Here is a 12,810-nt window from a genome sequence, read left to right as displayed (position 1 = left end):
CTATCCCATCAAGGGCGAGAGGCGCGCCGCCGCTTTTCCAAAGATAGATTCTGCAATTTCTCTCGCCCACGAAGCGAATATCTTCGCATCAAGCTGTGTGTGGCCCTCGCATGATACCCCTACATTTGGTGCGTTGTTATTCGAGACTGCTACTCATTTCGGAGAGAGGCGGGGTCAGAAGCCCGGCAGCTTGCGGCCGGCCTTGCGATGCGCGGCGATGACGGTATTAGCCATTAGCATGGCGATAGTCATCGGGCCGACACCGCCTGGGACCGGCGTCGATGACCGTCGCGCCCGGCTTTACCCAATCGGCCTTGACCATCTCGGGGCGACCGACGGCGGCAACGAGGATATCCGCATTGCGGCAGACGGCGGCCAGATCCCTGGTGCGCGAATGGGCCGTCGTCACGGTCGCGTTCGCAGCAAGAAGCAGCGCCGACATCGGCTTGCCGAAAAGGTTCGAACGGCCGATGACGACGGCGTTCAGGCCGGAGAGGTCATCGCCGTGGGTTTGGCGAACGAAGACCATGGCGCCGGCGGGCGTGCAGGAGACGAGACCACCTTCGAGGTCGCCGGTCGCAAGCTTGCCGGCGTTGACCACGTGAAGGCCATCGACGTCCTTTTCCGGCAGGATCGACTGGATGATCGGCTCGGAATTCAGATGCTTCGGCAGCGGCAGCTGCACGAGGATGCCGTGGATGGAGGGATCGGTGTTGAGCTTTGCAACGAGTGCGGCAAGCTCCTCCTGGGTGGTCGCCTCCGGCAGCGTGTGCTGGATCGACAGGAAACCACACTCCTTGGCCATCGTCGCCGACGATGACCACCGCGAGACCCGCGCGAACTCCGGCATCGGCCTCAAGCGCCTTGGTCGCGGCTTTCACAGTCTCGATCACCGAAGCGGCGACTTGTTTCCCATCGATCTTTGTAGCGGTCATCACTCAGCCCATGCGCTCGGATTTGTAGGAGTCTGGGCTCGGGGCGAAAACAATGGTCTTGTTGCCGTTCATGAAGACGCGGTTATGGATGTGCGCATGTACTGCTCGCGCGAGAACCTGGCTCTCGACGTCCCGGCCGATTGAGACATAGTCATCGGCCGATTGCGCGTGCGTGATACGGGCGACATCCTGCTCGATAATCGGGCCCTCGTCGAGGTCCTCGGTGACGTAATGCGCCGTCGCGCCGATCAGCTTCACACCGCGCTCATAAGCCTGCTTGTAGGGGTTGGCGCCTTTGAACGACGGAAGGAACGAGTGATGGATGTTTATGATGCGGCCTGACATCTTTTTGCAGACCGCATCGGAGAGGACTTGCATATAGCGGGCGAGCACGATCAATTCGGCGCCGGACTGCTCGACCACGTCCATCAATTTGGCTTCTGCTTGCGGCTTGTTTTCCTTCGTCACCTTGACATGGTGAAACGGTATATCGTGGTTGACCACCACCTTCTGGTAATCGAAGTGGTTGGAGACGACGCCGACAATGTCGATCGGCAGCGCGCCGATTTTCCAGCGATAAAGCAGGTCGTTGAGGCAGTGGCCGAAACGCGACACCATGAGCAACACCTTCATGCGCTCTTCGCTATCGTTGAAGCGATACGTCATGGCAAATTTCTTTGCGACCGGCGCAAACCCCTCGGTGATCGAGGCGCGATCCGCCCCCGTTTCTGACAGAAACGTGAGGCGCATAAAGAAGAGACCTGTCTGCAGGTCGTCGAACTGCGAACTGTCGATAATGTTACAGCCAATCTCCGCTAGGTACCCTGTCACAGCGGCGACGATTCCTCGCGTGGACTTACAGCTGATGGTCAGTACGTATGAGGGCATGACTTTCCTCGGGATATTTCTATTCGCGGGTGCTTAACGGTGTTTAGAGCGCCTTCTGCAACTCGGGCAGTGCGTCGAAGAGATCGGCAACCAGACCGTAGTCGGTGACCTGGAAGATCGGTGCCTCTTCGTCCTTGTTGATCGCGACGATGACCTTCGAGTCCTTCATGCCGGCGAGGTGCTGAATAGCACCGGAGATGCCGCAGGCGATGTAGAGATCGGGGGCGACCACCTTGCCGGTCTGGCCGACCTGCCAGTCGTTCGGGGCGTAACCGGCGTCGACGGCGGCGCGGCTTGCACCGACGGCAGCACCGAGCTTGTCGGCAACCGGCAGGATGACTTCCTGGAACTTCTCCGAGGAACCGAGCGCACGACCACCGGAGATGATGATCTTGGCCGACGTCAGTTCCGGGCGATCGGACGATGAGAGGGCGTTCGACACAAAGGTCGAAAGCTCCGAAGAAAGGGCTGCCATCGAGATCTGCTCGATGGCAGCAGGTGGGCCGTCGGAGGAGGCCGGGGAGAAAGATGCGGTGCGCACGGTGATGACGCGCTTGGCTTCCGTCGTCTGCACCGTCTGGATGGCGTTGCCGGCATAGACCGGACGCTTGAAGGTGTCAGCCGAGACGACCTCGATGATTTCCGAGACCTGGGCGACGTCGAGCAGGGCTGCGACGCGCGGCAGCACGTTCTTGCCGACCGAGGTGGCGGCAGCGACGATCGTGTCGTAGCTGCCGGCGAGCGAGACGATGAGAGCGGCCAGCGGCTCGGCAAGGTTGTTGGCAAGCGAAGCGTCGTCGGCAACGAGCACCTTGGCAACGCCAAGAAGTTTGGCCGCCTCAGCCGCCACGGCACCAACGCCAGAGCCTGCGACTAGCACATGAACTGCCGGCTCGATGAGTTTTGCCGCGGTCAGCGCCTTGGCGGTCTGATCGGAAAGGTGGTTGCTGTCGTGGTCAGCCAGTAGAAGAATTGCCATGTTGATATCTCCCTTCCTTAAATCAGAGGACGCCGGCTTCGACTTTAAGCTTTTCGACGAGCTCGGCGACCGACTTGACCTTGATGCCGGCCTTGCGGCCCGACGGCTCCTCGGTCTTCAGCACCTTGAGGCGGGCGGCGGTGTCGACACCGAAGTCGGCCGGCGACTTCTTGTCGAGCGGCTTCTTCTTCGCCTTCATGATGTTCGGCAGCGAAGCGTAGCGCGGCTCGTTGAGGCGCAGGTCGGTGGTGACGACCGCCGGCAGCTTGATGTCGATGGTCTGCAGGCCGCCGTCGACTTCGCGCGTCACGGTTGCCTTGCCATCGCCGATCTCGACCTTGGAGGCGAACGTCCCTTGCGCCCAGCCGAGGAGAGCCGACAGCATCTGGCCGGTCTGGTTCGAGTCGTCGTCGATTGCCTGCTTGCCGACGATGATCAGGCCCGGCTGTTCGGCCTCGGCGACACCCTTGACGATCTTGGCGACGGCGAGCGGCTCGACCTGGTCTTCGGTCTCGACCAGGATGGCGCGGTCGGCGCCCATGGCGAGCGCGGTCCTCAGCGTCTCCTCGGCCTTGGCCGGGCCGACGGAAACGACGACGACTTCCGCGGCCTTGCCGGCTTCCTTCAGCCGCAGCGCTTCTTCGACCGAGATTTCGTCGAAGGGGTTCATCGACATCTTCACGTTGGCGAGCTCGACGCCCGAACCGTCTGCCTTCACGCGGATCTTGACGTTGTAGTCAACGACACGTTTGACCGTAACCAGAATCTTCATGGGTTTGCCTTTCGTCAATTCGTTACATACGACCGCGGAGGGCTTCGGGGTCATAGGGTGATTCCGGGATAACACGTGCTTTGCGCATCTCGCCGAGGATCGGCACCTCTAGTCGTGTCCCGGGCGTGCCAAGGTCCACTGGAAGCAGCGCGAAGGCAACGTCATATCCGAGCGTATAGGCGTAGCTGCCCGATGTGATGCGCCCGACCAACTTCCCCTCGTGGTAGACGCCCTCGTGGATTAGTGAGCTTGCATTCTCCGTGTCGATGGCAATCGTCACCGAACGGTTCCTGACACCATCCTGCTGCTGGCGCACCAGCGCCGCCTTTCCAATGAAGTCGCCCTTATCGAGCCGGATAAAGCGGTCGAGGCTGCTTTCCCACGCCGTCAGTTCAGGGTTCATGTCGCGATACATGGCGCGGTAGGACTTTTCGAGGCGCAGCGATTCCAGAGCGTGATAGCCAACAAGGCGCAGGCCGTGCGGCTGGCCCGCCGCAAGGATCGCCTGCAGCAGCTGCCGCTGATAGGGCAGTGGATGGTAGAGTTCCCAGCCAAGCTCGCCTTCGTAGTTGACGCGCAGCATCCGCACGTCGGTCGCAAGGCCCACCGTGCCCGACTTCACGCCAAACCACGGGAACGCCTCGTTGGAAAGATCCGTCTCGGTGAGCCCCTGCAGCACGTCGCGGGCCTTCGGGCCGACGACGGTGAAGCAGCCGCGCTCGTTGGTGACGTTGCGCAACTGTACGCCGCCGTCCTTTGGCAGGAGCTTCGACAGGTCGTCGAAATTCCAGCGCTCGGCGCGCGGCGTCGAGATCAAATAGAAGCTGCCGTCCTCAAGACGCGCCACTACATATTCGGCCTGCACGCCGCCGGTTTTCGTCAGGTGATGGCTCAGATTGACACGGCCGGCCTTCGGCAGGCGATTGGCAAGGATGCCGTCGAGCCAGGCTTCCGCACCGGGGCCGGACACTTCAAACTTGGTCATCGGCGTCATCTCGACGAGGCCGACGGCGGTTCGCACCGCCTTTACTTCTTCGGCGATGTAATGGCCCTTCTGCGTCCAGCGCCAGCTGTACTGATCTTTGGCCTCCACGCCTTCTGGCGCAAACCAGTTCGGCACTTCCCAACCATTCAGCACGCCCCAGACGGCGCCGCGCTGCGACAGGATATCGTAGGATGGGGCGGTCTTCTGCGGGCGGGCGGCGGGCATGTCCTGGCCGGGATAATGAAGTTCCGCATGGGTGCCCCAGCTTTCCCTGACTTTCTGACGCGTCCATTCCTTGTTGGCATAGTTGCCGAAGCGTCGCGGATCCAGTTCCGACGTATCAAGGCTGTTGGCGCCTTCGACGATGCGCTCGGAAAGATAGTAGCCGATCGCTCCGCCCCACAGGATGCCGCCCGGAACACCCTCGGCGATCCAGACATTCTCCAGCCCCCAGGCGGGACCAACGAGCGGCAGCTCATCCGCCGTCATCTGGAACGGGCCTCGAACGTTGGCCTTGATGCCGACGCGCCCCAAGGCCGGAACCATCTCCATCGCGGCTTCCCAATTCCACGCCACTGCGTCAAAATCCTCTTCGACCAGATCGGCACCAAACCATTCCGGCACGCCGTTTTCGGCAAAGAGCTTCAGATGCTCGGTCTTTTCATAGGGGCCGAACATCAAACCATCGCCTTCTTCACGCAGATAGCCTTCGAAACCTTCGTCGCGCAGGATCGGCATTTCGGGCAAACCCCGGCGCTTGCGCTCCACGATCTCAGGTACAGCGTCGGTGATCCAATACTGATGCAGGATGGGGATTGCCGGGATTTCGAGGCCGAGCATCGCGCCTGTCTGGCGGGCGTAGTTGCCGGTAGCGGAAATGATATGCTCGCAGATGATCGCGCCGTTATTTGTGATGATCTTCCACTCACCGCCGGCGAGGCGCTCAAAGCCCTTCACCTCGGTGTTAAGATAGATTTTCGCACCCCGGTCACGCGCACCCTTTGCCATCGCTTGCGTCACGTCCGCCGGCGCGATGTGGCCGTCATCGGGATGGTAGAGCGCGGCCAGCATGTCCTTATTGTTTTCGAGAAGCGGCCAGAGGTCACGTGCTTCCTGCGGGCTCACCAGCTCAGCACGGATCCCCTGCACCGCTGCGACGCTCATGTAGCTCTTGTATTCGTCGAGGCGATCGCGCGTATTGGCGATACGCAACTGACCGCATTTGTGCCAGCCGACATGTTGGCCAGTTTCCTCTTCGAGACCTTCATAAATCTCGATCGTCTTGGCGATCATGCGACCGATGTTGATGCTGCGCGCATAGGAGGGGATAAGGCCGGCAGCGTGCCACGTGGATCCCGCCGTCAGTTGGGTGCGCTCGAGCAACGCGACGTCAGTCCAGCCCCGCTTAGTAAGCCCATAAAGAATGGCGGCGCCGACGCAACCGCCGCCGATGACTACGGCGCGAGCATGTGTTTGCATGGAGAGGTTCCCTTAAATTGGTTCGACCCACCGTACAAAGGTCGCATGCAGCTGTAATCTTGCTAAAAATTGTCGAGGGGCATAACTTCAGATTATGCACCGACTCCGCTCTCTCATCCCCTCCGCCAACTACCTGTTTTGCTTCGAGGCTGCTGCCCGCAGGCGCAGCTTCACAGCCGCCGCCCAGGAGCTCAATGTTAGCCAGCCCGCGGTAAGCAAGACGATCCGGCTGCTGGAGGAGGCAACGGGCCTGAAACTTTTCCGCCGCGATCACACGCGGCTTGAGCTGACAGCGGATGGCCAGCGCCTCTACAAGGAAACGCAGGAGGCGTTCGATCATCTGCACATGGTCATATCCTCATTGCAAAAAAAGCACTCTAGCGACGTGGTGCGTGTATCGTTCTCGGCTTCCTTCGTGCAGCTATGGCTGCTGCCACGGCTGAGAGATTTCAAGGCCAAGCATCCGGACGTCTCGCTGCGCATCGAGGAAAGCAGCCGCGATGACCAGGACCTGGTCGAGGAGGATATCGACCTCTCGGCTCGCCTGGGTAACGGCAAATGGCCGGGCATCCATTCCTGGCATTTCGTAACAGAAGAGATTTTGCCGGTGTGCAGCCCGGATTACCTCAAGGAAAACGGCCCGATCAACGAGCCAGCCGATTTACTGCAGCACACATTGCTGAATTTTGAGGAACGCCACCGCACGCGCCTTGCCTGGCGCGAATGGCTGGAGCGACATTCGGTTCCCGTCGCGCGGCTGAAGCAGGATTTCGTTTTTACCGACGCGCTTGGCTCGATCGAGGCCGCGGTACGCGGCCAGGGTGTTGCACTCGGCTGGAAGCATCTAGTGCACGAGCATCTACTGGCGGGGCGGCTGGTCGCCCCATTGAAGGAGACCTATCAGTCAGGTCAATCGGTACACCTCATCATGCCGGCGCAGCGTCCGCCGAAGCGGGGCGCGGAACTGTTCCGTGACTGGCTGATGGAGCAGAACGCGGATGCAAGAATCCCGATCTGATTGCCGCTAAAACCGCTCGCTGGCAAAGTGCGCAATCTGCGCGCCAGCCTCGTAGTAGAGTTCCTTGACCGGTCGGAAAGCCGGAGCCTTCGGATCTGTTTGCGGCAGCGGCAGGTCCGCCTCACCGAGGTCGCCGAGCACAAGCTGTGCCAGCGTTCGGCCGAAAACCGTGCCGGGCGCGATGCCGCGGCCGTTGTAGCCCGAGAAGCCCACAACATTCTCGGCAAAGCGATGAAAGCGCGGCAGGGCATTGTCCGTCATGCCGATCTTGCCGAACCACTCGCATTCGAATTCGACCGGCCCGAGCGCCGGGTAGAGGCGCTTCAACGCCCGCTTCGCCCAGGCGACATGCACGGCTCGGCCGGCATTGCGTAGTGCGCCAACGCTGCCGAAAACAAGCCGGCCGGCCCGATCCATGCGGAAGGACGAGAGGATTTCCTTGGTATCCCAGGCCCCTTCGCGTCCCGGCAGGATCATGGAACGGATATCTTCCGGCAAAGGGTGCGTTGCAAGATTGAAATAAGGCAGATGAACCTGCTCCTGCCGCACGCTTTCCCAAGCCCCCCTACTGTAGGCATCAGTCGACACGATGACCCAGGACGCCGTGACGGAACCTGCATCCGTCCGTACGGTCCATTCGGAACCCGAACGCGTATAGTTCGTCACCCGAGATCCGGTATGGATGGTCGCGCCCGCCGCAAGGGCCGCCGTCGCCAGACCGCGCACATAGGCAAGGGGCTGCAGGGTGCCAGCGCGCATATCCAAAAGAGAACCGGCATAGGCACTGGTTCCCACCCGTTTTGCCGTCTCGGCCGCATCGAGCAGCGTCACAGGTGCGCCGCGCCGGCGCCACTGGCCTGCGCGATCGGTGATTTCCTTCAGGCCGGCCTCGCCGACGGCGCAATGCAATGTGCCGTTGCGCTCCAGCTCGCAAGCAATGCTATGCCGTTCGATCAGATCCATGACGAGCCTCGGCGCATTGCCGAGCATTTCGAGCAGACGCTCGCCATGGATCTCGCCCAGCTCGCCGGGAAGATCATCTGGCATCACCCACATTCCGGCATTGATGAGTCCGACATTGCGGCCGGCTCCGCCAAAGCCGATTTCGGCGCCCTCGAGCACAATGACCCGTCGTCCCGCTTCCGCAAGATGGAGGGCTGCAGAAATACCCGTGAAGCCGCCCCCGATGATCACGACATCGGCGCGCCTGTCACCCGCTAGCGCTACCGTTGCCGGTGCTGCTGGCGCAGTCTTTTCCCAAAGCCCGTGAGAGCGTGCATCGTTGAGCATTCCCGCATTCCTTTCAGCGCGCCCGTTCGTTCCGGCAGCCTGATTACATGTTGCCCGTATAAGGCCGGCGTGTCGTACTCTGCTGCACGTAATTAATCATCGTTATGAAATCGAAGACCGGCCTACCGGTGGCGGCCTGCACCGCGTGAGCATAAGGCGGCAGATCGCTGCATTCGAGCAGGATCGACCTGACGTCGGGGTTGTTGGCCACGAGCTGTCGCGCGACCTCGGTCACTTCCCCCTCGATCACGGCGGAATCAAGTGTGCCGCGTTCTTCGAGGATTGCCTCACGAAATTCCGTCTGACCTTCCATGCCGGCAACCGCCAACGGAACATGATCACCGACATTGCAGGCCGCGAAATGACGCGAGGTCAGCCGCGAGGCATTCGCGGTGATCACACCAACCCGGCCACCGCAGAGTGCATGCATGAAGGGTATCTGCATCAGGCTGGAAAGGAAGACCGGAATATCGACTGCTGCCGCCACCTCTTCCTGAAAATAGGCCATGAAACCGCAGGCTCCGGTGATCGCCTTAACACCGCGGTTCTGCAACTCGATGGCCGCCTCGACAAAGACTTCTTTCAGCGCTGGATCGCGCTGGTTGAGCAGCCGGTCGATCGAGGCACCGCGTACTTCCTGAAAGCGCACCGGGTAGTCATAGGTCGTTGCGTTGCCGACATTTCCAGGCACGCAAGGATAGGCCGCATCGAGGATCAGGATGCCGATCTGCTCGCCGTACCATGACTGCGTCTTGCGCGTGACCGTATAGACAGTCATCGTTTTGTCTCCGATTTCCATTTCAGGGGCTGTGCGGGGGAACACCCTCCCCCGCGATAACCGTTTACTCAACGAGGCGCGGTGCGCCGGTGTCTGCCGCAGTGCCGTCGAGACCGTACGATTTGAGGACGGTGACAATCGTGCCGTCAGCCTGCATTTCAGCGATCCCAGCATCGAGGGCGATGCCCAATTCCTTGGCGTTAAAGGAATAGGGGAAGGCCGCCTGTGCTGCTTCCTTGGTTGCCTTCACGCGATCATCGGGTGCCGCGACATTGACCTTGATGTCGCCGAGCGCGCCCTTCTGCGCGGCGATCACGCCGGTCGAATAACCGTCAACGGCGACATCGATACGGCCGGACTTCAGGTCCTGCTGCATGTTGACAGAATTCGGGTAGAGCTTGAGGGAGCCACCAAGCAGGGTCTTGAGGTCGGCGACCCAGAGATAACCCTGCACCGTGCCGACCTGCTTGCCTTCGAGATCGGAGACGTTCTTGAAGTCTTCCTTGGAATAGATGCCCATCTGGTCAGTGTAGAGCGGTGCGGAAAGGCTCATGACCTTCGCGCGCTCCGCCGTGCGGTACCAATCGCCGGTCGTGATATCGGCCTGGCCGGAGAGTACATACTGGATGGCTGCCGCCGGATCGACGGCGACTGCCTTGACTTTCAGGCATTCACGCTTGGCAAATTCCGCAGCAATGTCGCCGTCGATGCCTTTCATGTTGCCACTGTCATCAATGAAGGAATGCGGCGCATAGGTCGTCACGGCAACTGTCAGCGTGCCGGCCTCGACCGTGGCGAACCGGTGTTTGGGCGTGCAATCTTGCGCAGCAGCAAGCGGCGCCGAGATCAGGAACCCGGCAATGCCGGCAAGAAGAATCTGCGTAGTGGTGGTCATGCTGGTCATGCAGGCATCCTTTCAACTGAGGTTCAACGGTGGGCGTAAAGGCTCGCACGCTTCTCGACATGATTGACGAGGAGGGCAGCGGGGATGGAGATGCTGGCGTAGAGCGCGCCAGCCGAAAGCAGCGCCGGGAAATAACGGAAGGTCGTGGAGCCGATCTCGTAGGCGCGGCTCACCAGTTCCGGCAGCGCGATGGTGAAGCAAAGGGACGTGCCCTGGAAGATCAGGATCGAGAAGCCGAGCAGTGCCGGAAGGGCAACGCGCAGGCCCTGGGGCAGCAGCACGTAGCGCAGTTCGTCAAGCCGGTTGAGACCGAGGGCGACCGCAGCCTCCCGCTGACCATGGGCGACTGATTGCAAGCTGGCGCGGATGATCTCGCTGGTGTAGGCGCCGGTGTTCCAGGCAAGCGCGATCACCGCGGCGGCATAGGAGCCAAGCGTCAATCCTGTTGTCGGCAGGCCGAAATAGATGAACTGCAGGAGCACCAGTGCAGGCGCGCCACGGCCGATCTCGACCAGAAAGAGGCTGAGGCCTTTCACCGCCCTGCTCTTTGCGAGGACGCCGAGCGCCAGAACGAGACCGAAGGGAATACCGATCAGAAGGCTCAGCGCTGTCACCTGCAGGCTGATCGACAGCCCGCTAAGGAGATCCGGCAGCCAGCCGGAGATTTCGTCGTATGTCGGAACCATCAGCGCGCCACCCTTGCCTGGAGATAACCATCGGCGATGCGTGAGAGCCAGGCGATCGGCAGGCTCAACAGTACGTAGAAGAGGCCCACCAGCGCGAACACTTCGAGGCCGCGATAGGACAGTTGCGAGAGCTGGTTGCCCTGATAGGCAAGCTCTGAGACGCCTATGGCCGAGGCGACCGCCGTCTCCTTCATAAGGCCAATGAGGTAGCTCGCCGCCGACGGCAGCGCGACGCGGAAGGCCTGCGGCGCGATGATGTCGCGGAAGACCGACCAACGGCCAAGATCAAGGGCCTTGGACGCCTCCCACTGGCCCTGGTGGATGGAGGCTACAGCACCGCGATAGATCTCCGCCATGTTCGCAGCTGCGATCAGCCCAAGGCCAGTAAGAGCGGCGTTAAAAGGGCTGATCGGCATGAAGCCCATGCCGAGGCCAAAAAAGATGATGAAGAGCCAGAGGATGGGCGGGACGGCGCGCACGATCTGGATGACGACCATGGCGATAAAGCGCAACGGCAGAAGCCGGCTCTGGCGGGCCGCAAGCAGCGGCACGCCGAGCACGGCGCCGATGAGAAACGCCCCGGCCGTCAGCGTGATCGTCCAGGTCAGGCCGCGCAGGAGTGGCAGCAGGTCCGCAATGCTCATCGATCGTGCACCGCACGGAGGAAGCGCTTGGTCCGTTCCTGTTGCGGATTGCGCATTACCTCCTTTGACGGCCCCTTCTCAACGATATGGCCATCGGCCATGATCATGACGGTGTCGGAAACGTTTTCGGCAAAACCCATCTCGTGGGTAACGACGATCATGGTCATCCCGCTTTCGGCAAGCTCGCGCATGACGGCGAGAACCTCGAGGCCGAGTTCCGGATCGAGGGCCGACGTCGGCTCGTCGAACAGCATGATTTCCGGATCGAGCGCGAGCGAACGGGCAATGGCAATGCGTTGCTGCTGGCCGCCGGAACACCGCACGGGGAACTGTGCTGCCTTGTCGGCAAGGCCGACGCGCCTCAAGAGCTGCATGGAGCGCTCGTCGGCTTCCTTGCGGCTGCGGCCGAGCACGCGCTCTTGGGCGAGGCTGACATTGCGCAGCACCGACATGTGCGGAAAGAGATTGAAGGATTGGAAGACCATGCCGACACGCCGGCGAAGACCGGATAGCTCCGCCCTCGCCACAGGCCGTGTCGCGTCGATCGTGGTCGCACCAATCGTTATCGTACCGCCATCCGGCGGCTCGAGATAGTTGATGCAGCGCAGAAGCGTGCTTTTGCCCGAGCCGCTCGGCCCGATGATGGCGAGAACCTCACCCGAACGCACCTCAAGATCGATACCATCGAGGACGGTGTGACTTCCGTAGTGCTTGCTCAGGGCCGAGAGACGAATGAGCGCGTTATCCGACGTCGTCGTCATCGCAGGTTGCGCCCCGCCCAATTTAACGAGCGGTCGATCTTCGCCTCCGACGTAAAGGATGGCACCGTCCATATCATCATGTTCCCCATGCAACAGCAGTCCACCCGCCGCTTTCGCGGGCTGGTCGTTCGCTTGAACCGCTTTCGTGTGAGTTAGCCGTCGGAGTTTCCGAATTCCGGCCGTGTTCCCGTTGTTATGCCAGGAATGTTAGCATTCTGGCGCGCGCTGAGCAGGGCGAAAAAATTGCCGCCCTGCCAAACCTGAGGTTATGCAATTTACGAGAGGAAAGTTGCGACGAAATGCTGGATCCGCCCCCCCTTGTGGACAACAAAGGTGCCGGTGCTGCCAGCCGCTCCCGCGATTACCCCATGTTGATAAAGGCCCGATACATTATGCGATCCCAGACGCACAGAACCGGAACAAAACGGCACAATGATCGTCATGCGCTCCTTTCGCGACTGAAACCAAGATTGGGCCAACCGCTCTGAAGCTTCCAGGTTGCCGTCGAAAATTTGCGCTCGCGTCTGATCTGTCTGGCAGTGATGGGAAATACCGACCGAGTTGCGGGCGGGACCTGGCCGCGCGACGACAGCGTTGGCAACGATATCGCGTTGCGGCATGCTGGCGCCCGGAAGGAGGTTGATGCAAGGTCATGATCATGCGTTTAGATGAGCCGTAAGCGGTCCACCTA

At 61.1% G+C, this 12,810-nt stretch carries 12 protein-coding genes and 1 pseudogene; 1 reads left to right on the top strand and 12 read right to left on the bottom strand.

Features of this window, described 5'->3' with window-relative positions; genetic code table 11:
* Window positions 1-174: 174 nt before the first annotated feature.
* The 5 genes and pseudogenes from AC1Z3V_RS06025 to AC1Z3V_RS06005 form a co-directional block, all read right to left on the bottom strand.
* Window positions 175-935, bottom strand: a pseudogene (locus AC1Z3V_RS06025) (tetrahydrofolate dehydrogenase/cyclohydrolase catalytic domain-containing protein).
* A gap of 3 nt (window positions 936-938) precedes the next feature.
* Window positions 939-1,823: a formyltetrahydrofolate deformylase gene (gene purU, locus AC1Z3V_RS06020; RefSeq protein ID WP_483497813.1), complete on the bottom strand. Its 885-nt coding sequence runs from the start codon at window positions 1,821-1,823 to the stop codon at window positions 939-941.
* Between the two features lie 43 nt (window positions 1,824-1,866).
* Window positions 1,867-2,802, bottom strand: a complete 936-nt coding sequence (locus tag AC1Z3V_RS06015; RefSeq protein ID WP_483497812.1) for an electron transfer flavoprotein subunit alpha/FixB family protein — start codon at window positions 2,800-2,802, stop codon at window positions 1,867-1,869.
* A gap of 22 nt (window positions 2,803-2,824) precedes the next feature.
* Complete coding sequence (locus tag AC1Z3V_RS06010; RefSeq protein ID WP_483497811.1) at window positions 2,825-3,574, bottom strand: electron transfer flavoprotein subunit beta/FixA family protein; 750 nt, start codon at window positions 3,572-3,574, stop codon at window positions 2,825-2,827.
* Between the two features lie 22 nt (window positions 3,575-3,596).
* Window positions 3,597-6,038, bottom strand: coding sequence for a GcvT family protein (locus tag AC1Z3V_RS06005; RefSeq protein ID WP_483497809.1), 2,442 nt, complete (start codon window positions 6,036-6,038; stop codon window positions 3,597-3,599).
* Window positions 6,039-6,132: 94 nt separating this feature from the next.
* Between AC1Z3V_RS06005 and AC1Z3V_RS06000 the strand changes: the two genes are divergently transcribed.
* Window positions 6,133-7,056, top strand: coding sequence for a LysR substrate-binding domain-containing protein (locus AC1Z3V_RS06000; RefSeq protein WP_483497807.1), 924 nt, complete (start codon window positions 6,133-6,135; stop codon window positions 7,054-7,056).
* Window positions 7,057-7,062: 6 nt separating this feature from the next.
* Here the strand turns inward: AC1Z3V_RS06000 and AC1Z3V_RS05995 are convergent, their stop codons facing one another.
* From AC1Z3V_RS05995 to AC1Z3V_RS05965, 7 genes are all read right to left on the bottom strand, one after another.
* Window positions 7,063-8,346: an NAD(P)/FAD-dependent oxidoreductase gene (locus AC1Z3V_RS05995; RefSeq protein ID WP_483497806.1), complete on the bottom strand. Its 1,284-nt coding sequence runs from the start codon at window positions 8,344-8,346 to the stop codon at window positions 7,063-7,065.
* A gap of 43 nt (window positions 8,347-8,389) precedes the next feature.
* Window positions 8,390-9,124: an aspartate/glutamate racemase family protein gene (locus AC1Z3V_RS05990; protein ID WP_483497805.1), complete on the bottom strand. Its 735-nt coding sequence runs from the start codon at window positions 9,122-9,124 to the stop codon at window positions 8,390-8,392.
* Between the two features lie 64 nt (window positions 9,125-9,188).
* Window positions 9,189-10,028, bottom strand: coding sequence for a substrate-binding periplasmic protein (locus AC1Z3V_RS05985; RefSeq protein WP_483497804.1), 840 nt, complete (start codon window positions 10,026-10,028; stop codon window positions 9,189-9,191).
* 23 nt (window positions 10,029-10,051) lie between these two features.
* Window positions 10,052-10,714: an amino acid ABC transporter permease gene (locus AC1Z3V_RS05980; protein ID WP_483497802.1), complete on the bottom strand. Its 663-nt coding sequence runs from the start codon at window positions 10,712-10,714 to the stop codon at window positions 10,052-10,054.
* Window positions 10,714-11,358: an amino acid ABC transporter permease gene (locus AC1Z3V_RS05975; RefSeq protein WP_483497800.1), complete on the bottom strand. Its 645-nt coding sequence runs from the start codon at window positions 11,356-11,358 to the stop codon at window positions 10,714-10,716. The genes AC1Z3V_RS05980 and AC1Z3V_RS05975 overlap by 1 nt, the downstream gene beginning before the upstream one ends.
* Entirely contained in the window at window positions 11,355-12,119 is a 765-nt protein-coding gene (locus AC1Z3V_RS05970; protein ID WP_483497798.1) for an amino acid ABC transporter ATP-binding protein, read from the bottom strand. Before AC1Z3V_RS05970 ends, AC1Z3V_RS05975 begins: the two co-directional genes overlap by 4 nt.
* A 275-nt stretch (window positions 12,120-12,394) precedes the next feature.
* Complete coding sequence (locus AC1Z3V_RS05965) at window positions 12,395-12,739, bottom strand: hypothetical protein (RefSeq protein WP_483497796.1); 345 nt, start codon at window positions 12,737-12,739, stop codon at window positions 12,395-12,397.
* Between the last annotated feature and the right edge of the window lie 71 nt (window positions 12,740-12,810).

This window comes from Ensifer sp. 38_S197, assembly GCF_056924495.1.
Note: the sequence above shows the minus strand (reverse complement) of the source record. Positions and strands in the feature narration are given on the sequence as shown.